The 18,583-nt window shown below is 71.8% G+C and carries 17 protein-coding genes; 6 read left to right on the forward strand and 11 right to left on the reverse strand.

Annotation, left to right across the window (positions count from 1 at the left end):
• Positions 1–30: 30 nt before the first annotated feature.
• From O7614_RS25750 to O7614_RS25765, 4 genes are read right to left on the reverse strand one after another with little or no spacing between them, the layout of a single operon-like run.
• A complete protein-coding gene (locus tag O7614_RS25750) occupies positions 31–903 on the reverse strand; it encodes a cytochrome c biogenesis protein CcdA (RefSeq protein WP_278141009.1) in 873 nt (290 codons plus the stop codon).
• Positions 900–1,532, reverse strand: a complete 633-nt coding sequence (locus O7614_RS25755; protein WP_278141010.1) for a redoxin family protein — start codon at positions 1,530–1,532, stop codon at positions 900–902. Before O7614_RS25755 ends, O7614_RS25750 begins: the two co-directional genes overlap by 4 nt.
• 42 nt (positions 1,533–1,574) lie before the next feature.
• Positions 1,575–3,038 carry an NADH-quinone oxidoreductase subunit NuoF family protein gene (locus O7614_RS25760; protein WP_278141011.1) on the reverse strand — a complete coding sequence of 488 codons (1,464 nt, stop codon included), beginning with the start codon at positions 3,036–3,038 and terminating at the stop codon, positions 1,575–1,577.
• Positions 3,038–4,672 carry a hypothetical protein gene (locus O7614_RS25765; RefSeq protein ID WP_278141012.1) on the reverse strand — a complete coding sequence of 545 codons (1,635 nt, stop codon included), beginning with the start codon at positions 4,670–4,672 and terminating at the stop codon, positions 3,038–3,040. The genes O7614_RS25760 and O7614_RS25765 overlap by 1 nt, the downstream gene beginning before the upstream one ends.
• A 281-nt stretch (positions 4,673–4,953) precedes the next feature.
• On the opposite strand from O7614_RS25765, the gene O7614_RS25770 reads away from it, so the two are divergent.
• The gene (locus tag O7614_RS25770) at positions 4,954–6,399 is read left to right on the forward strand and encodes an alpha-amylase family protein (protein WP_278141013.1); all 1,446 of its coding nucleotides are present in this window, start codon (positions 4,954–4,956) and stop codon (positions 6,397–6,399) included.
• A gap of 85 nt (positions 6,400–6,484) precedes the next feature.
• Entirely contained in the window at positions 6,485–7,393 is a 909-nt protein-coding gene (locus O7614_RS25775) for a L,D-transpeptidase (RefSeq protein ID WP_278141014.1), read from the forward strand.
• A gap of 25 nt (positions 7,394–7,418) precedes the next feature.
• On the opposite strand, the gene O7614_RS25780 is transcribed toward O7614_RS25775, so the two are convergent.
• From O7614_RS25780 to O7614_RS25795, 4 genes are read right to left on the reverse strand one after another with little or no spacing between them, the layout of a single operon-like run.
• A complete protein-coding gene (locus O7614_RS25780) occupies positions 7,419–8,051 on the reverse strand; it encodes a response regulator transcription factor (protein ID WP_278141015.1) in 633 nt (210 codons plus the stop codon).
• A complete protein-coding gene (locus O7614_RS25785; RefSeq protein WP_278141016.1) occupies positions 8,048–9,178 on the reverse strand; it encodes a histidine kinase in 1,131 nt (376 codons plus the stop codon). Before O7614_RS25785 ends, O7614_RS25780 begins: the two co-directional genes overlap by 4 nt.
• 26 nt (positions 9,179–9,204) lie before the next feature.
• Complete coding sequence (locus O7614_RS25790) at positions 9,205–10,005, reverse strand: ABC transporter permease (RefSeq protein WP_278141017.1); 801 nt, start codon at positions 10,003–10,005, stop codon at positions 9,205–9,207.
• Between the two features lies 1 nt (position 10,006).
• Positions 10,007–10,906 carry an ABC transporter ATP-binding protein gene (locus O7614_RS25795; protein WP_278141018.1) on the reverse strand — a complete coding sequence of 300 codons (900 nt, stop codon included), beginning with the start codon at positions 10,904–10,906 and terminating at the stop codon, positions 10,007–10,009.
• A 239-nt stretch (positions 10,907–11,145) separates the two neighbouring features.
• On the opposite strand from O7614_RS25795, the gene O7614_RS25800 reads away from it, so the two are divergent.
• Complete coding sequence (locus tag O7614_RS25800; RefSeq protein WP_278141019.1) at positions 11,146–12,000, forward strand: alpha/beta fold hydrolase; 855 nt, start codon at positions 11,146–11,148, stop codon at positions 11,998–12,000.
• Positions 12,001–12,052: 52 nt separating this feature from the next.
• On the opposite strand, the gene O7614_RS25805 is transcribed toward O7614_RS25800, so the two are convergent.
• Positions 12,053–13,480, reverse strand: a complete 1,428-nt coding sequence (locus O7614_RS25805) for a cellulose binding domain-containing protein (RefSeq protein ID WP_278141020.1) — start codon at positions 13,478–13,480, stop codon at positions 12,053–12,055.
• Positions 13,481–13,760: 280 nt separating this feature from the next.
• On the opposite strand from O7614_RS25805, the gene O7614_RS25810 reads away from it, so the two are divergent.
• The 3 genes from O7614_RS25810 (at position 13,761) to O7614_RS25820 (ending at position 16,352) form a co-directional block, all read left to right on the forward strand.
• Positions 13,761–14,939, forward strand: a complete 1,179-nt coding sequence (locus tag O7614_RS25810; RefSeq protein ID WP_278141021.1) for a glycosyltransferase family 2 protein — start codon at positions 13,761–13,763, stop codon at positions 14,937–14,939.
• Between the two features lie 13 nt (positions 14,940–14,952).
• The gene (locus O7614_RS25815) at positions 14,953–15,138 is read left to right on the forward strand and encodes a hypothetical protein (protein ID WP_278141022.1); all 186 of its coding nucleotides are present in this window, start codon (positions 14,953–14,955) and stop codon (positions 15,136–15,138) included.
• A gap of 83 nt (positions 15,139–15,221) precedes the next feature.
• Positions 15,222–16,352, forward strand: a complete 1,131-nt coding sequence (locus O7614_RS25820; RefSeq protein WP_278141023.1) for a site-2 protease family protein — start codon at positions 15,222–15,224, stop codon at positions 16,350–16,352.
• 127 nt (positions 16,353–16,479) lie between these two features.
• On the opposite strand, the gene O7614_RS25825 is transcribed toward O7614_RS25820, so the two are convergent.
• Both O7614_RS25825 and O7614_RS25830 read right to left on the reverse strand, forming a co-directional pair.
• Entirely contained in the window at positions 16,480–17,751 is a 1,272-nt protein-coding gene (locus tag O7614_RS25825) for an FAD-binding protein (RefSeq protein WP_278141024.1), read from the reverse strand.
• Positions 17,748–18,500 (reverse strand): hypothetical protein, encoded by a 753-nt coding sequence (locus O7614_RS25830; RefSeq protein ID WP_278141025.1) that lies wholly within the window; start codon positions 18,498–18,500, stop codon positions 17,748–17,750. The genes O7614_RS25825 and O7614_RS25830 overlap by 4 nt, the downstream gene beginning before the upstream one ends.
• Between the last annotated feature and the right edge of the window lie 83 nt (positions 18,501–18,583).

Consider the following 18,583-nt stretch of genomic DNA (forward strand, 5'->3'; position numbering starts at 1 on the left):
CAGGGATGCGGCCGGCGGGCTCCGTTACCGCTAGCCGGGCGGGGGCGTGTCACCGTCGTGAACGGGGTTGGACGGGCGGTGGAGGCGCTTGATGAGCAGCGCGGTCAGGATCAGGGTGGCCAGCACGGCCAGGAGCAGCGCCGGGCCGATGCGGTCGAGGGTGTCGGCCAGGGTGTGCTGGAGCGTCGACGCCGCCTGGATCACCGGGTCCTGCAGGGCGTCGCGGCGGCCGGCGGCGAGCCGTAGCTCGTACCAGCCGTACCAGGCGACGTAGCCGCCGGCGACCAGCAGCACCAGGCCACTGAGGCGGGGCACCAGCGCGCCGGCGACGCGCAGCCGGGCCACCAGGCCGTCCCGCAGCAACGCCACCCCGAGCGCGGCGACCGCGACCACCAGCCCCATCCCGAGCGCGTACGCACCGAAGAGTGCCAGCCCCCGTCCGGTCGAGCCGGCCTGAAGGCTGGTCACCACGATCGCCAGGAACGGCGCGATGGCACAGCCGAGCGACGCCAACGCGTACACCGCGCCGAAGATGGCCATCGACGGCCAGGACCGGGTCAGCCGGGGCGCCCGGGCCGACCAGCCGGGGGCGGGCAGTCGCCGGCCGGCGAGCAGCCAGCAGCCCGCCACCAGCAGCAGCACGCCCAGCGTCACGGTCAGCCACGGCAGCCGGGGCCGCAGCCAGCCGGCCAGCGGCGCGAGCGCCAGGCCGAACGCGCCGAAGACCAGCACGTACCCCACGGTCAGCCCGGCCGCCGCGGTGAGCGCGCGGCCGACCGCGCCGCGGGTGTCCGACGCCCCGGCGACCAACAGCGAGAGGTACGCGGGCAGCAACGCGAAGCCGCACGGGTTGACCGCGCCGAGCATGCCGGCGGTCAGCGCGAGCACCAGCGCGGCGGTCACGCCCCGGCCAGGGCGGCGACCCGGGCGCTGAGCGCCTCACCGTCCAGGAATCCCTGGTGGACCACCTTGCCGGTCCGGTCGACGATGACGAAGATGCTCTGCTCGGTCACCTTGAACCGCTTCCAGAGCACGCCCTTGCGGTCGTCGACCTGGATCGTCCCGGCCAGGTCGAACTCGGTGACGAACTCCTTCATGGCCCGCTGTTCGCCCAGTCCGGCGACGCCGACGATCGGCACGGTGTCCCGGTACTTCGGCGCGATCTCGGCCACCGTCCATGCCTGACTGGCGCAGGTGGCGCACCAGGGCGCCCAGAACCACAGCACCACCGGCTTACCGGCGAACTGCGCCGCGTCGAACGCGGCACCGGTGAGGGTGGTCCCGGTGAAGCGCAGGACGTCCGGAACCTGGGCCGGGGCTGTGGGCGGCACGCTGGTCGCGGCGCCCGTCGGCGCACCGGTCACGGTCGGGGCCGGCCCGGTGGCAGTGGGCCCACCCGGCGCGGTGCCGGTGCAGGCCGCAACGCCGAGCAGGGCCACGACGAGCGCCCCGGCGGTGAGGGCGAGGCGCAGGTGCCCGGCCGCCGCCCTAGCCATGCCCATCCGCATCGGGATCTCCATTCTCGTTCGCAAGGGACCCCTCCTATACCTGAGGCGTTAGGAAGGGTCCCTTCCTTACTCCGCCTTGGCGAGGCGCAGCGCCAGCTCCGGGCACACCTTGACCGCCTTCAGCGCACCCTCCCGCAGCCAGGTCGGCACCGGGGTGGCCGGGAAGGCCGGGTATCCGTTCGCGTCCAGCCGGATGAAGTCCGGTACGACATGCGCGCAGAGGCCGTGCCCGTCGCAGCGCGACCAGTCCAGGGTGAGCTTCTGCGGGTTCGCGTCCGGCGCGCCCGGCAGCCCCATCACGCCCTTGACCCGTCGGCCGCAACCGTCGCCGGTGCTGTGCAGCCGCAGGTCCTCGGCGAAGACCTCGATCGCGGAGAGCGCGAACCGGGCGGTACCGTCCGGGTGGCTGCACGCGCCCCGGCCCCTCACCTCGCCCGCGGCGGCCCGCACCACGTCCGCCGGTTGGCTGCCGGCCACGGCCAGGTCCACCGCGCGGGCGAGGTCCGGCAGGCCCATCTTGCAGGGTCCGCACTGGCCGGCGGACTCCCCGGCCAGGTAACGCACCACCTGCGCGGCCTCACCGAGCGGGCAGGTGTCGAGCCCGACCGGGACGATGATGCCCGCGCCGAGGGTGCCGCCGACCGCGGCCAGACCCTTGCGGGACACCTCGGCCTTCTCCGCCGCCTCCGGGGTGATCCACTTGCCGTGGTAGCCGCCCATCAGGATGCCCTGCACGTCCGGGACCTCGCACAGGTCGAGGACGTCACGCAGCGGCATGCCGGCGGTGCACTCCACCACGGCCGGTCGGCCCGCCGCGCCGGTCACGGTGAGCAGCACGGTGCCCGGCTCGTCGTCGGTGCCGAGCGCCGCGTACTCGTACGGGCCGAGTCGCGCGCCGATCGCGAGCTGGGCGTACGTCTCGGCGTTGGACAGCAGGGTGGGCAGACCGCTGACCCCGGAGTCGCTGGAGCGCTTCTTGGTGCCGGGAGGGATGTGCGGCAGCCCGTTGATCCCGTTGACGAGTGCGCCGCCCTCACCGGAGATGAACCGGTGCGGCACGGTGACGATCGTCGTCATCACCGGCATCCGGCGCTCTTCGAGTGCCTCCATCAACGAGTCCCGGCCGACCCCGTCGTCGGCGACCCCGATGACGATCTCGTCGGCGTCCAGCGCGTACGCGGCCAGCGCCGCGCCGTCCAGGATCAGGTGCGGTGCGCGGGTCAGCAGCACCTTGTCCTTCCAGCTGGCCGGCTCACCCTCGGTGGCGTTGACCACCACGACGGCGGCGAGGTCCTGCCGTTCGCAGGACTCCAGCACGGCCCGCAGTTTGCGGGCGAACGGGAAACCCGCCCCGCCCTTGCCCTTGAGCTGCATGCCCTCGGCGAGGCGGAGCAGTTGCGCCGGCTCCATCGGCCCGATCGGACCGTGCACCTCCTCATGGGCGGCCAGGTCGAGCCGACCGTACTCGGCGAAGCCGGCGGTGAGCCGCGGCTCACCCACGCAGGCCACCGGTGGCACAGCCGTCCGCATCACTTCGCCTCACCCCGCAGCCCGGCCCAGTACGCCCCGTCCACCGCGTCGGCGCTGGCCTTACGGCGCTTGGCGGAGCGGCCCTCACCGGCGGCCCGCTTGGCGCGACGCGAGGCCAGGTCGACCAGCGTCGGCGTGTCGTCGACCGGCGGCACCTCGTCCGGCACGTACCGGGCCGGCGGACGCCAGTAGTCCGGCTCCTCCGGCAGGTCGTCCTCCGCGCTGTGCCGGCCGCTGCCGCTGCGCGGCGTCGCCGAGATCGGGCTGCTGGAGATCGGCTCGGCGGAGACCGGGCCGGCGGAGATCGGCTCGGCGGCCTGCCACCGGCGCGGGCTGTCCCACGGCTCCTCGGGCTCGGCCGTCGACAGCGGCGGAGCCGAGTACCGGCTCTCCTCGTCCTCGCGGCGGGACCGGCGGCTGGTCCGCTCGGCGGCCGGCCCGTCGGCGCGTCGCCGGCCGCTCGGAGCCTCCTCGTCCCGGGTACGCGAGCCACGCCGCCGGGCGACCGGCTCCAACTCCTCCTCGTCGCGCCGGCGGGTGTCGGTCTCCTCGACCCTGCGGCGGGTCGACCGGCGGGTGGTGGGCTCCGCCTCGTCGCGCCGGCCCCGGGACGAACGTTCGGTGTCGCGGCCGGCGGCCGGCTCCTCGTCGCGTCGGCGTCGGCTCGGCCGGGTGGGCTCCACGAGGGAGCCGGGCTCGGGCACCACCGGGACGGTGAACCGTTCGGGGTCCCGCCGTGCGGCCGGTGCGGCCCAGGTGGCGGTGGTGGTGTCCGCCCAGGCGGGACGCTTCTCCGCGGCGGAGTTGCTGCGTCGACCCAACCCGGCCAACAGCGACCGGGCGGCCTTCGCGTCACCGGCCCGGCCGGCCATCGCCGCGTTGCGCGCCGCCGCCTGGTGCTGTTCGCGGCTGCGTCGACCGAGGCTGACCGAGAGCCGCACCAGCAGGGCCAGCACGACCAGCAGGATGCAGCCCAGGTAGCTGAACATCACCCAGGGCGCTGCGGCCCGTCCGGCGTTGAGGCCGTGCAGCACGGCAAAGGGCCAGGCCAGGTACGCGACGGAGTGCAGGGCGCGCCACAACCACTTCGGACCGACGTCGGCGAAGCGGGCCCGGATGATTCCGGTCCAGATGACGCTGACCATGAGCAGGGCGGCGACCGTGCCGAGCCCGACGTACAGCCCTCGGCCACCGACGAACGGCACCAGGGCGTCGGTCGCCGCCGCCCGGCCTGTGGCGATCTTGGTGAGGACGTGGAATCCGAGCCCGGCCACGCCCAGCACGCCGGTGGCGCGGTGCGCCGACTGCATCAGCACCCGGTGCGGGATGCGCAGCACCAACCGGTCGGTGGCGAGCAGACCGAGCATCACGGTAAGGCTCAACGCCACCAGGGAGATCACCCCGGCGAAGAACTCGGTGAAGAAGAAGCCGTACGCGTACGCCTTCTGCCCGGCGCCGGTCAGCATGACCGCCGCCCAGAGCGCGGCGAGCGCCGACGCGATCAGCATGGCGGCCGCCGGCCGCGAGGGGGTTCGCACCCCCCGACTGCTGGCGCTGGTCCGGACGGTGGCCGCCTTCTTGTCCTGCTGTGCCCGGGCCATCTGCTCCTCGATCGTCTCGCGGCGGCGTACCACCGGCCGACCCCTGCTCCCCCATCCAGTACGGACGGACGGGGCGCGCGGATCACCGGTCGCGAAAAATTTCTGGGTTGGGATCGAACCGAGTGACCCCGCCATGCGTTGTGCTCTCCCGCAATCCGAGGCGCAGCGATGAGCATCCATGCGTTGACAGTGCTTGCAACACGCTTGTAATCTTTCGGCAAATTTCAGCAGGGGTTGCAAGATTCGAGCAGCCCGACGGCGACCCGCCGCACCACCTCCCCCCACCCCCACCCCCGCTCCCGTCAGGAGTCCCGATGCATCGACGTCGACGCGGCTCGGCGATCCTCGCCCTCGGCCTGATCGCCAGCCTGCTCGCCCCCGCCACCGTGCCGGCGAGCCCGGCCCTCGCCGCCCCACCCGGCACCAAGAAGGTCATCGTCCAGCTCTTCGAGTGGAACTGGCCCTCGGTGGCCGCCGAGTGCCAGAGCACCCTCGGCCCGAAGGGCTACGGCTACGTCCAGGTCTCACCCCCGCAGGAACATGTACGGGGCAACCAGTGGTGGCTGGCGTACCAGCCGGTCAGCTACCGGATCGAGTCCCGCAAGGGCACTCGGGCCCAGTTCCAGTCCATGGTGAACACCTGCCACGCGGCCGGGGTCAAGGTGCTCGTCGACGCGGTGATCAACCACATGTCCGGCCAGGCCAACGGGGGCACCGGCTGGGCCGGGTCGTCCTACTCGCACTACGACTACCCGGGCATCTACCAGACCCAGGACTTCCACCACTGCGGCCGCAACGGCGGCGACGACATCGTCAACTACAACGACCGGTACGAGGTGCAGAACTGCGAACTGGTGAACCTCTCCGACCTGAAGACCGAGTCGGACTACGTCCGGACCAGGATCGCCGCGTACCTCAACGACCTGCTCTCCCTCGGCGTGGACGGTTTCCGCCTGGACGCCAGCAAGCACATGCCGGCCGCCGACATCGCCGCGATCAGGAGCAAGCTGTCCCGCTCGGCGTACCTCGTGCAGGAGGTCATCTACGGCGCCGGCGAGCCGGTCCAGCCGACCGAGTACACCGGCAACGGTGACGTGCACGAGTTCCGCTACGGCAAGGACCTGGCCCGGGTGTTCCGCTCGGAGCGGCTGGCGTACCTGCGCAACTTCGGCGAGGGCTGGGGGCACCTGCCCAGCGGTCCGGCCTCGGTCTTCGTGGACAACCACGACACCCAGCGCGACTCCGGCGGGGTGCTGACCTACCGCGACCGGGGGATCTACGCGCTGGCGAACGCCTTCATGCTGGCCTGGCCGTACGGCTCGCCGACCGTGATGTCCAGCTACACCTTCAGCAGCCGGGACGCCGGCCCGCCCTCGGACGGCAACAACAAGACGCTCAACACCACCTGCTACTCCGGCTGGGAGTGCGAGCACCGCTGGCCGGTGATCGCCAACATGGTGGGCTTCCGCAACGCCACCGAGGGCGCCGGCGTGGCCAACTGGTACGACAACGGCAACAACCACATCGCGTTCAGCCGCAGCGGCAAGGGCTTCGTCACCATCAACGACGAGGACTCCGCGGTCAACGGCCGTTCCTACTACACGGGGCTGCCCGCCGGCCGGTACTGCGACGTCATCCACGGCACCTACACCGGCGGCACGTGCAGCGGGCCGGTGATCACGGTGGACGGGAACGGCTGGTTCGCCGCCAACGTGCCCGCACACGACGCGGTAGCCATCCACATCGGCGCCCGCCTCTGACCACCTGAAAGGAAGGGCCCCTTGCTATCACTTTTTGTATAGCAGGGGGCCCTTCCTTTCAGCTCAGGTCCGATACAGTGGATTCGTGGGTTTTGACCGAATGTCCCCGTATCGCCGCCGCCGCGTCTGGGTGACCGCCGCCATCGCCGTCCCCGTGCTGCTGGTCACCGCGCTGCTGGTCGGGCAGGCCCTCACTCCGAACTCGACGGCCCCCGAACGGGTCGTCGCGGCGGCCGACCCGACGCCGAGCAGTGTCGAGCAGAACGCGGACGAGTCGACTCCCCCGGCAGCGCCCGCCCCGGCGGGGTTGCCGGTGGTCGACTACGACCCCGCCCCCGGTGGGTTCCCCGCCGACCCGGCCACCATGGACACCACGCCGCTGACCGAGGGGGCGCACCCGACGAAGCGGATCGCCGCGTACGACGCGCCCGGCGGTCGCCCGCGAGCATTCCTCGAACCGACGATCCGAGGCGTGGAGCTGACCATGCCGATCGCCGACCGGCAGGCCGGCTGGACGGCGGTTCTGCTGCCCTCGGCCAATCGGCGGCTCGCCTGGCTGCCCCCGGGCGGGTTCGACACCGTGCCGTTGCGCGACCAGATCGTGGTGGAACGCAAGGTCCACCGACTCACCTGGTACCGGGCCGGCAAGGCGGTGCGCTCCTGGGAGGTCAGTCTCGGCCAGTCGGGGCAGGACACTCCGCTCGGGCGGACCTTCATCCTGGGCCGCACCCCACCGCCGGAGTCGGTCTACGGCGGGGTGGACATCTACGCGCTCGGGTCGGTGCCCGACGACCCGGAGTCGGTGCCGGCCGGGCTGCGCGGCGCGCACATCGGCGTGCACACCTGGCACAACGACGACGAGTTGGGCGAGAACACCACAAACGGCTGCATCCGGCTGACCCGCTCCGGCCAACGGGAGTTGCTCGCCGAGGTCCGCCCCGGCAGCAGCGTGGTGGTCGTCGACCAGTTGCCCACCCCACCGCCGACCGCCTGAGCGCCAGCCCGCGGAGGCCCGTCGTTCAGTCGCCGAGCAGCCAACCGTTCTGCTCGGCGACCCGGATGGCGTCGGCCCGGTTACGCGCGCCGGTCTTGCCGATCGCCGCCGAGAGGTGGTTGCGTACCGTCCCCTCGGAGAGGTGCAGCGCCCCGGCCAGGTCGGCGACCGTGCCACCGCCACGGGCCGTGCGCAGCACCTCGGTCTCCCGCTCGGTCAGCGGGCTGACCCCGGTGGCCAGGGTCTCCGCCGCCAGCGTCGGGTCGACGACCCGCAGGCCGGCGTGCACCCGGCGGACCGCGTCGGCGAGTTGTCGGGCCGGGGTGTCCTTGACCACGAAGCCGCTCGCGCCGGCCTCCATCGCCCGCCGCAGGTAGCCGGGCCGGCCGAAGGTGGTCACCACCAGCACCCGGCAGGTCGGCAACGCGGCCCGCAACGCGGTGGTGGCCGCGATTCCGTCCAGGCCGGGCATCTCCACGTCCAGCAGGGCCACGTCCGGCGCGCTGCGCAGCGCCTCGGGCACCACCTCGTCGCCGCGGCCGACCTCGGCCACCACGGTCAGGTCCGGCTCCAAGGACAGCAGCGCGGCCAGCGCGCCCCGGACCAGCGCCTGGTCGTCGGCCAGCAGCAACCGGATCGGCGAAGGCTCGCCGCTCACCGCGCCTCCCCCGGCGCGTGTACCCGCAGCAGGAAACCGTCGCCGCCCGGTCGGCGGCCGACGGTCACCACCGCGTCCAGTCGGCCCGCCCGCTCCCGGAGGCCGACGAGGCCGGAACCGGTGGCGTCGGGAGTGGACGGCCCACGCCCGTCGTCACTCACCTCGACCCGGTCCGGGTACACCCGGACCGTGCAGCACCGCGCCCCGCTGTGCCGGACCACGTTCGTCACCCCTTCGCGTACCGCCCAACCGAACAACCGGTCCCACTCCTGCGGCAGGTCCGGCACCTCGGCCGGCAGATCCGCCACGATGCCCGCCGCGGCCAGCGCGGAGCGGGCGCCGGCCAGTTCCGTGGCGAGGGTGACCTCGCGGTACGCCCCAGCCGTCTGCCGTACGTCGGCGAGCGCCGCCCGGGCCAGCGCTTCCACCTCGGCGATCTCGACGGCGGCCCGGCCGGTGTCCACCTCGATCAGTCGGCCGGCCAGCTCGGCCTTGATCGCTACCACGGTCAGCGAGTGCCCGAGGATGTCGTGCAGGTCCCGCGCCGCGCGGGCCCGTTCCTCGGCTACCGCGAGCCGGGCGATCTCCTGCTGGGCGGCCCGCAGCTCGCTGTTGCGTTGGGCCAACCGGGAGACCCCGAACATGGCGAACGAGGCGAGCAGCACCGCGAAGACGATGCCGCTCTCCGCCTCCCAACCCGGCACCAGCCAGGAGGCCAACCCGGGGGTCACGGCGCAGACCACCACGGTCGGCAACGCCTCCCACGACGGCAGCAGGAACACCGCCGCCGCCGCCACGTAGACCAGGGTGGCCAGCCAGTCCCCGCCGGTCCCCGGAATGCTCGCCAGGCCCACCACCAGCAGCAGCACCAGCCCGGCCCGGGCGCGGCCGGCCGGGATCGGCCGCAGCGACTGGCGCAGCCCACGCGCCCACTGGAACAGCAGCACGTAGCCGACGCCGAAGGCCACCAGCGCCGTCACTCCGAGGATCCGCCGCCACAGCTCCGGCTGATGCAGCGCGGTGGCGAGCGGCACGTTGAGGAAGAACAGCCACACGGCGGCCAGCAGCCAGCCGGTGAACCGCCAGTGGCGGCTCACCGGCCGGGGCTGCACGGTCGCGAGGTCCATCAGGCTCACGCTAGCCGTCGGGGTGGTCAGACCCGAGCGGTGTCCCGGCGGAACAGCCGAGCCGCACCGACGCCGAAGACCAGCGCCCAGCCCACGAGGTTGGCCACGGCCGCCAGGCTCACCCCGTCGCCGGTCAGTGGAGCACGGGCCAGCACCCCCACGCCGTACACCGGGGTGAACGTGGCGACGTGCTGGAGCACCTCCGGCAGCACCTCGACCGGCACGAACAGCCCGCCGAACATGGCCAGCACGGCCAGGATCGGGCCGATGAACTGCATGACGTTCTCGGCCGGCGCCAGGTAGCCGACGAACAGGCCGAACGCGGCGAAGACCAGCGAGCCGACCCAGGCGGCGAGCCCGGACAACAGCCAGACGTACGCCGGGACACGGACGCCGGCCGCCGCGCCCACCAGAAACTCGACGGCGACCGCGAGCAGGCCGAGGGCCATCGCGGTGGCCAGTTTGGTGGCCACGTACGCGCTCGGGCGCAGTGGGGTGAGCCGCAGCTGCCGGCTCCAGCCCAGCGCCCGCTCGGTGGCCACCGCGCCACCGGCGCTGGTGGTCGCCACCATGGCCGCGTACACGGCCAGGCTGATCATGACGTACGCCGTGACCGGACGCCCGTTGTCCAGGTTCTGCCCGCCCTGCGGCAGGCCGAAGATGAGGAAGAAGACGCTCGGCATGATCAGCGTGAAGGCGAGGGTACGACGGTTGCGCAGCACCCGGCGCAGCTCGATGCGTAGGACGCCCGGGGAGAACCCGCCCAGGGCGGGCAGCCGACGGTCCGGCTGGTCGGTGCGGGGCGGGGTGGCCGACACTGTGGTCATCTCAGGCTCCGGTCTGCGCGGTGGTCAGGGTGAGGAAGGCGTCCTCGAGGTTGCGGGAGGTGATCTCCACGTCCCGGGCGGCGGTCCGGGTGAGCAGGTGTCGGGCGACGGCGTCCGAGTCGCCGGTGCGGACCAGCACGCTGTCGCCGCGTACCTCCACGGTGTCCACGCCGGGCAGCGCGGCGAGCGCGGCCTGGTCGGCGCCGGGCAGGGTGGCTCGCACCGTGCGACCGGCGGCCAGGTTCTTGATCTCCGCGGTGGTGCCGTCGGCGACGACGCGCCCCTGCCGGACCAGCACGATCCGGTCGGCGTACGCGTCCGCCTCGTCCAGGTAGTGGGTGGCGAAGATGACGGTCCGTCCGCGTCGGGCGTCCCGGCGCAGTGCCTGCCAGAAGTCCCGGCGGCCCTCGACGTCCATACCGGTGGTCGGCTCGTCGAGCACCATCAGGTCCGGGTCGGGCAGCAGGGCCAACGCGAAGCGCAGTCGCTGCTGCTGGCCGCCGGAGCAGCGCCCCACCACCCGCCCGGCGATGCCGGCGAGGCCGGCCCGCTCCAGCACCTCGGCCACCGGGCGGGTGTGCCGGTAGAAGTGGGCGGTCATCTCGACCGTCTCGCCCACGGTGAGGTCCTTGAGCAGTCCGCCGGTCTGCAGGACGGCGGCGACCCGGCCCCGGGCCACCGCGTCGTCCGGGGTGCCGCCGAGGATGCGGACGGTCCCCGCGTCCGGGCGGGCCAGCCCGAGCAGCATGTCGATGGTGGTGGTCTTGCCCGCGCCGTTCGGGCCGAGGAAGGCCACCACCTCGCCGGGCTGCACCCGCAGGCTCAACCCGTCGACAGCGGTGACCGCGCCGAAGGACTTGGTGAGGCCGTCCAACTCGACAGCCGGATGCGTACTGGTCATGTCAGTCATGCTCCGGCGGCGCGTACCCCAATGCCTGGAGCGGCCGTCACGTCCCGGCCGTGACATTTGTCAGGGGCCCTGGTTGGCACGGAGAGTGACGGGCACGTGGGCACGGACCGCGACGAGCGTGATGCCGCTGAGTCATCAATATGCCCGTGTGGCATCACGCTCATCGGAGGAATTCCCGCCGCGGCAGCGGGTAACCGCCGGGCCGGACGCCGCGACACCGGGAGGACGCGATGGGTGCCACGCCGCAGGGCCGGGTCGACACGGTCGTGCTGATCCACGGACTCTGGATGACCCCGCGTAGCTGGGAGGGGTGGGTCGAGCGGTACACCGCGCGCGGTATGCACGTCATCGCCCCTGCCTGGCCCGGGATGGACCGGTCCGTGGAGCAGTTGCGTGACGATCCCGGCCCGATCGCCGAGCAGAGCATGGCCGCGATCGTGGCGCACTACGACAAGATCATCCGAGCGCTGCCCCGACCGCCGATCATCATGGGGCACTCGTTCGGCGGCCTGTTCGCCCAGGTCCTCGCCGACCGGGGTCTCGGCGCGGCGGTGGTGGGGGTGCATCCCGCAGCGGTGAAGGGTGTGCTCAAGGTGCCGCTGAGCACGCTGCGCTCCGGATTCTCGATCCTCCGCAACCCCGCCAACCGCCACCGGGCCGTCCCGTTCACCCCGGACGACTTCGCCTACGCGTTCGGCAACGCGATGAGCCGCGAAGACTCCGACCGGGCCTGGCAACGCTATGCCGTTCCGGGCGCCGGGCGGGTCCTCTTCGAGGGCGCGTTCGCCAACGTCGACCCGCGCTCACCGGCCCGGGTCGACGTCGGGCGCGACGACCGCGCACCGCTGCTGCTGATGGCCGGCGAACTCGACCACGTGGTGCCGGCGTCGGTGGTCCGCGCGAACGCGGGGCTGTACCAGAAGTCCCGCGCCCTCACCGCGTACCAGGAGTTTCCCGGCCGGTCGCACTTCACCGTGGGGCAGGACGGCTGGGAGGACATCGCCGACTACGCGCTGGACTGGGCGCTGCGCGCCGCGGCCCTGCCCCGGGAGGCGACCATCGCCAGCGAGACGCCCCGCCGCTGAGTGCGCCGCTCGGACCACGACGAAGCGGAACGGGTCCGACCAGGGTCCGTCCCTACTGATCGGCTGTGGTGTTGATGTAGTTGATTCCGTTCTTGTAGAAGCTGTCGACGGCCCTGTTCACCTCCGCGACGCCTACTGCCTTGCCGGCAACCGAGTAGATCCAGTTGACCTGCATGTTCCAGGTTCGTTGGCCGGCGAAGGGCAGGTCGATCAGCCATGCGTTGAGGTGGATGCGCATCGGTTCGCGGGGGAAGGTCTTGCCGCCGCTACTGAAGACGGGCCGGCCGTCGACCGAGTATGTGACCGTGCCGTCGACCGCGGTGATCATCAGGGTGTGCCACCCGGTGAGGCTTCGATTCAGGGCGCGCGTGGTGCGGTCCCCCTGGGCAGCGCTACGCCAACTGGTGGTGTCGAGCTTGGGCCCGGGTGCGCCCCAACCGCCGTTGGGCTGGTACTCGAAGTCGAGTTCGTTGTAGCGCTGTGAGGTCGCCTCGGGCGAGATCGTGCAGAAGGATTCGACGACGTGGTCGCCGTCGCGACCGTCGACCGGTTTGTCGGTGAAGTTGATCCGTGCGGCGATGGTGCCGGTGAGGAAGGTGTTGTCGATGCCGATCAGCTCGGCCTGCCGGGTGCCTTGCCGGGTGCCGTCGGTGGTGACCTGCAGCTGAAGTACCTGCCCGCCGTTGGCCTTTTGATTCGCGGGGAAGCTGATGGCATCCGCTGACCAGGTGCCGGCGATCCCGGGCCCGCCGCCGTCGGTGCGGACCTGCCATCCGTTGGCGGTCACCGCCGGATCGGCGACGTCGGTGTAGCGGAAGTTGTCGAAGAGTGTTCCGGCCGGCAGTGTCGCGGCCGACGCGTTCGAGGGTCGAGGGGAAGCCTCCGGTGGAGCGCCATCGGGTTCGTCCCCCCAGAAGAGGACGCCGTCGACATAGCCGGTCACGCGCGCCGAAGGCGCGTAGTGGGTGAGCGCCGGGTCGAACGAGCGATCGTCGGCCTGGTCCAGGGCCTTGTGGTCGAGTCGGTACAGCTGTAGCCCGATGCCCTGGCTGCTCTGCCCCGGTGCCAGCGTGCCGGCAGCGGAGGTGAAGCCGACCCGCAGGTAGTGGGTGGCCGTGGGAGCCGGCTGCGGCATCGCGGTGACGACCTGGGTGACGGTCGAGCAGCGGAGGGCCGTCTGCACGCAGTTGGCCGCGTAGTCGGCATCGCCGTGCTCGCTGAAGTAGTACCGGAGCGTCACCTGGTGCAGTGCCACCGGTTGGCGGGATGTGTTGATCACCTCCAGCCACGGCTGCGCGACCGCAGCGGTGGCCGGGGTGTCCGTCCGATACCGGACGGTCAGCAGCGCACTCCCGTCATCAGGCCGGGCGTTGTGCGTCGTCCGCCAGACGCCGTACGACAACAGCCCGGCGCCGAGGACGACCACGACCATGAGCAGGCTGAGCCAACGGCGGGAGGAACGGGAACGCGACCGACCCATGCGTGCTCCTTGACGACTCGACGCCCGCTTGCCGGGAAGTGCTGGCAGCGGGCGTCTAGACAAACGCGGGTCATCCTACCGACGCGGGCCCGCGTCGTGGGTCCGGCATGACACGAGACATCCCCGGCCGGCCGGACGGCCGTCTCCAGCGCGCATCGGCCGAACAGGCAGCTAAAACTGGCCCGGCGGAGGCGTCGCCGACTTGATCAAGCCAGCTATGGTTCTCCCGCTCCAGACCGCGACAGCCGGCCCTGGACGATGATCATCGGGCGGGGAACTCGTGTCACACAACATCATGCGCGAAGCCGGGCCTGAGGCGACAGTCATCCTGAAAGGTCTCCCACGGAGACGCCACGGCAATCCGAAGCCCAGCGGGCCGACGCTGCACGACATCGTCGCCATCATCCCGGCCCGCAACGAGGAAGTCGGGATCCTCACCTCCCTGAACTCCCTGGCCCGGCAGACCTGGCGCCCTGACCGCATTGTCGTGGTTGTCAACAACTCCACCGACCAGACGGAACACTACGCCCGGCAGTTCGCGGCCGATCCGCACACACCGCGTACCGACGTCCTGCTGATGCCCGAGAACGAGCACAAGAAGGCCGGTGCCCTCAACTACGGCATCGCCTGGTTGAGCCAGCGGGTCGGCGGGCGGTTGGACCCGGTTCAGCACGTCCTGGTGATGGACGCCGACACGGAACTGCACCACAAGTTCATCGAACGGGCCCGCAAGGTGATCACCTCGGACCCCGAGGTCGGCGGCGTCAGCGCCGTCTGCCTGGGCCGCACCGGGCTGTGGCGCAACCCCTGGCAGAGATTCCTGCTGGGCATGCAGATCATCGAGTACGGACGCGCCGCCAACGCCCGTTTCCAGACCGACGTGCACACCATGTCGGGCGCCGGATCCTTCTACCGGGGCGTCGCCCTGCAATCGGTCATCGACAAGCGTGGCGCGGTGTTCTGGGAGGACCACCGCAACCTCGTCGAGGACTACGAAACGACGTTGACGCTCAAGGAATGCGGCTGGAAGGTGACGGCGAACCAGCTGTGCATCGCGTACACCGATCTCATGCCCACGCTGCGTGAGCTGCTGCAACAACGTCAGCGCTGGGTTCGTGGGACCGTCGACGCCCTACGCGCCCGTGGCTGGACCAAGTTCACCTGGCACTCGATCGCGTCGATGATCCTGGGGCTGCTCGGCGTGGTGTACCTCATCGGCTGGGGCACCACGCAGCTGGCCGCCGCCGTCGCGAACGGCTTTTCGCAACAGCCCATCTTCTGGTTGCTGTTCGCGTTCTGGGTCACGTACCCCGCGGTGATGGTACGCAACCTCGGCTGGAAGGCGATGCTGGTCGAAGCCCTGCTCATACACGAACTGGTCTACACGGTCGTACGCATGTACTGGCTTCTGTCGTCCCTCCTCAAGTCCTATTTCACGCCCGTGTCGGCCTGGAAGTAAGGCAGCGTCACAGGTGAACTCCCTGAAAGGCTTCGGGATCTGCTTCCTCTTGGCGGCGACCCTGATTGCCATGCGCGAACTCGCCGAGGTGGAATACGCCCTCCTCGTCCTGACGGTCATCCTCATCTCCGTCTCCACCGGCATCTACGTGGCGTCGCGTCGGCGGTACCGTAAGGACCGTCGAATCGTCGGAGACTGACGTCCCCGGGGCCTTCCCGACCGGTCGGAACCTCAGTCAGCCGGGTCCGGCATGGGCGGGCCCGGATGGGGTATCTCAGCGGGATGAGGGCCAGTTTCCGGCTCGGCCGGATCGCGGGGGTGCCGGTCGGCGTCAACTGGAGTGTTCTGGTCATCTTCGTGCTGATCGCGTGGGGGTTGGCCGCCAACCAGTTCCCCCGCTCGTACCCCGACCGCTCGCCGCTGGCGTACACCCTCGCCGGGCTGGCCGCGGCGGTGGTGTTCTTCGTCGGCCTGCTCGCCCACGAGGTGTCGCACGCGGTGGTGGCCAAGCGCAACGGGCTGGCCGTCGACGGCATCACGCTCTGGCTGTTCGGTGGGGTGGCCGAGCTGAGGGGCGAGCCCCGCGACCCGGGCGCGGAGCTGCGGATCGCGGGCGTGGGCCCGCTGGTCAGCCTGCTGATCGGGGCGTTCTTCGGTGCCATCGCCGCGCTGCTCGCGCTGGCCGGGCAGGGCGGGCTGCTGCTCGGGGCGGTGGCCTGGCTGGCCGGCATCAACGTGCTGCTGGCCGTCTTCAACGTGCTGCCGGCCGCGCCCCTGGACGGCGGTCGGTTGCTTCGTGCCGCCGTGTGGAAGGCCACCGGTGACCGGACCCGGGCGTCAGTGGTCGCCGCCCGGGCCGGCTGGGTGCTGGGTGTGCTGCTGATCGGCCTCGGGTTGTGGCAGTTCCTGTCCGGGGTGGGGTTCGGTGGGCTCTGGCTGGCCCTGATCGGCTGGTTCCTGATCGGCGCGGCCGGGGCGGAGGAACGGCAGGCCCGCACCGGCAGCGCGCTCCGCGGCATCCGGGTGGGCGACGTGATGACGCCGCAGCCGCAGACCGTCTCGGCGGAGGTGACGGTCGCCGACTTCGTCGACCACTACCTGTTCGCGTACCGGCACTCGGCTCTGCCGCTGACCGAGGACGGCCGGCCGACCGGTCTGGTCACCGTCGACCGGGTGCGGGGCGTACCGGCCGAGCGGCGGGCGTCGACCACCCTCGCGGAGGTGGCCTGCCGGGCCGACGACCTGGTGCTCGCCCAGCCGGGTGAACAGCTCAACGACCTGCTGCCCCGGCTCTCCGAGTGCGCCGACGGCCGCGCCCTGGTGGTCAATGACGACGGCCGCCTGACCGGAATCGTCTCCCCCAGCGACATCGCCCGCGCCGTCCAACGCAACACCCTCGCCGGCGCCCGCTGACCCACACACGTCTCGTCGATCATGGAGTTGTGGTGGGGACGAAACGTCTCCTGAGCCCCCAGAACGGGCACCACCACTCCATGATCGACAGGGTGGAGGGGCGGGAGGGCAGAGCGGCGCGGAGGGGTCAGCGGGGGAAGTAGCGGTTCAGGGGGTCGGTGTCGAACTTTGCTTTCGGGTCCAGGTCGGTGAGCAGGGCGGTGAAGTCCGCGTGGTGCGGGTAGCGGGCGGCCAGCTCCGCCGGGTCGGTGACGAAGACCTTGCCCCAGTGCGGGCGGGGCGCGAACGGCGCCAGGCGCTCCTCCACCGCGGCCACCACCGGCAGCACGGCGGCGGTGTCGTCGATCCAGGTGAAGTGCACGACGAAGCTGTCCCGCCGGTGGTTCGGGCTGAGCCACAGCTCGTCCGCCGCCACCGTACGCAGCTCGCACACCAGCAGCACCGGTGCGATCAGGTGCGCCACGTCGTCCAGGGCGGCGAGCGCGTCGGCCGCCGCCGCGCGCGGCACGTGGTACTCGGACTGCAACTCGTCACCGCTGCTCGGCGTGAAGCCGAGCTTGAAGTGCGGCAGCCGCTCGTGCCACGGGCCCGGCTCGCCGAGTTGCGGGGTGCAGTTCTCCGGCGGCATCCCGAGCACCGGGTGCCGCGGCTGGTCGGCAGCGGTGGTGCCGAGCCAGTCCGCCGGGGGCGGCGGTTGGTCGGCTGCCTGCTTGCGCCACACCTCGCGCAGCCGGGGAGTACGCCAGTCGGTGAAGACACTCACGCTGTACGCCGAGCCGAGCGCCTCGTCCAGCGCCTCCCGGTCGAGGTCGAGCCGCACGTACTGGCGCAGCTCGAAGGCCGGCACCACGTCCAGGGTGACCCGGGTGACCAGGCCGAGCGCGCCGAGACCGACCACCATGCCGGCGAACCTGTCGGTGTCGCGGTCGACCCGCAGCAGGTCGCCGTCGGCGGTGACCAGCTCCAGGCCGGCGACCGCGCTGGCCAGGTTGCCGTGGGTCTGACCGGAGCCGTGGGTGGCGGTGGCCACCGCGCCGGCGACCGAGATGTGTGGCAGCGAGGCGAGGTTCGCCAACGCGTACCCCTGGGTGTGTAGCTGTCCGGCGAGGTCGCCGTAGCGCATCGCGCCGCTCACGGTGACCTGCCCGCGCTCGTGGTCCACCTCGACGGCCGTGGGCAGCCCGGCGAGGCTGACCAGGTCGCCGTCGGTGTCGCCGAAGCGGTTGAAGGAGTGCCCGCTGCCCACCGCGCGGAGCCGCGGGCTGGCGGCGACCAGTCGGCGCAGTTCGTCGGTGGAGGTCGGTCGGTGGAACGCCCGGGCGGCGTACCGCACGTTGCCGGCCCAGTTGCGGCGCGGAACGTCGGTGGTCGACGCCGTGTGCGGTCCCTGCTCGATCATGTAGCGGTCTCCCGATCGGTGGACTGGTGGTCCGCCAGCGCGCTGACGAGGGCGTCCAGAACCGTATCCGTCTGGTGCGTGTTGTAGCCACGTTGGGCGATCGGCACACCGGCCGCGGTGGCGCGTTCGATCTCGCCCCGGGCCGCCTGCCGGGCCGATGCGTCGCCGGACATCAGGGCGTCCTGCCCGCGCCGGATCAACCGGTCGACGCGGTCCATCTGGTAGCCGCGCAGCCCGACCGTGAGGTCCGGGGTGGCGAAGGCGGCGTGACGCAGCGCGCGCAGGTCGACAAAACGGTCCCCGGCATGGCGGGCGAGCGCGGCGGACACCTGCTCGGGGTGCTCGCGGACCTGGTCGAGGACGAGCAGCTCGATGGCCGGACGGCCGTCGACCGGGTGCCGGGCGGTGACCAGCTCGCGCGGCACACCCTGCACAGGCACCAGCAGCAGTCGCGGCGGTGTCGCGTAACCGGCGCGGCGGGGAGGCTCGTCGAGGACCAGCGTGTCGACCTCGTCCCACCGGATCTCCCGGCGCAGGCCGGGCCGTCGGATGCTGAGCCCGTCCGCGTGGATCCCGAACCGGAACGGCCGTACCGCGCTGACCAGCGCGACCGCGCCGAGCGCGATCGCCCCCACCGCGATGACCGTCCGTAGCAGATGGCCGTCGCTGGGATAGACCAACAGGAGCACTCCACCGAGTACGCACACCAGGGCGAGCGCACGGGCCCCCCGATTCCGGCGCAATTCCACGCTCGGACCCCCGTTTCATGACCGTGGCGTCGGTCCCGACATCTTCCGCCAGACCGGGCACCAAGGACACCGGTCGATCGGGC

The sequence above is a fragment of the Micromonospora sp. WMMD961 genome (assembly GCF_029626145.1).
In the GTDB taxonomy this organism is placed as follows: domain Bacteria; phylum Actinomycetota; class Actinomycetes; order Mycobacteriales; family Micromonosporaceae; genus Micromonospora.

Excerpts from the sequence above, each read along its gene's own strand:
- O7614_RS25790 (WP_278141017.1), bottom strand. The coding sequence starts at position 10,005 with ATGACCACAGTGTCGGCCACCCCGCCCCGCACCGACCAGCCGGACCGT.
- O7614_RS25800 (WP_278141019.1), top strand. The coding sequence starts at position 11,146 with ATGGGTGCCACGCCGCAGGGCCGGGTCGACACGGTCGTGCTGATCCAC.
- O7614_RS25770 (WP_278141013.1), top strand. The coding sequence starts at position 4,954 with ATGCATCGACGTCGACGCGGCTCGGCGATCCTCGCCCTCGGCCTGATC.
- O7614_RS25820 (WP_278141023.1), top strand. The coding sequence starts at position 15,222 with ATGAGGGCCAGTTTCCGGCTCGGCCGGATCGCGGGGGTGCCGGTCGGC.
- O7614_RS25785 (WP_278141016.1), bottom strand. The coding sequence starts at position 9,178 with ATGGACCTCGCGACCGTGCAGCCCCGGCCGGTGAGCCGCCACTGGCGG.
- O7614_RS25805 (WP_278141020.1), bottom strand. The coding sequence starts at position 13,480 with ATGGGTCGGTCGCGTTCCCGTTCCTCCCGCCGTTGGCTCAGCCTGCTC.
- O7614_RS25760 (WP_278141011.1), bottom strand. The coding sequence starts at position 3,038 with ATGCGGACGGCTGTGCCACCGGTGGCCTGCGTGGGTGAGCCGCGGCTC.
- O7614_RS25795 (WP_278141018.1), bottom strand. The coding sequence starts at position 10,906 with ATGACCAGTACGCATCCGGCTGTCGAGTTGGACGGCCTCACCAAGTCC.
- O7614_RS25825 (WP_278141024.1), bottom strand. The coding sequence starts at position 17,751 with ATGATCGAGCAGGGACCGCACACGGCGTCGACCACCGACGTTCCGCGC.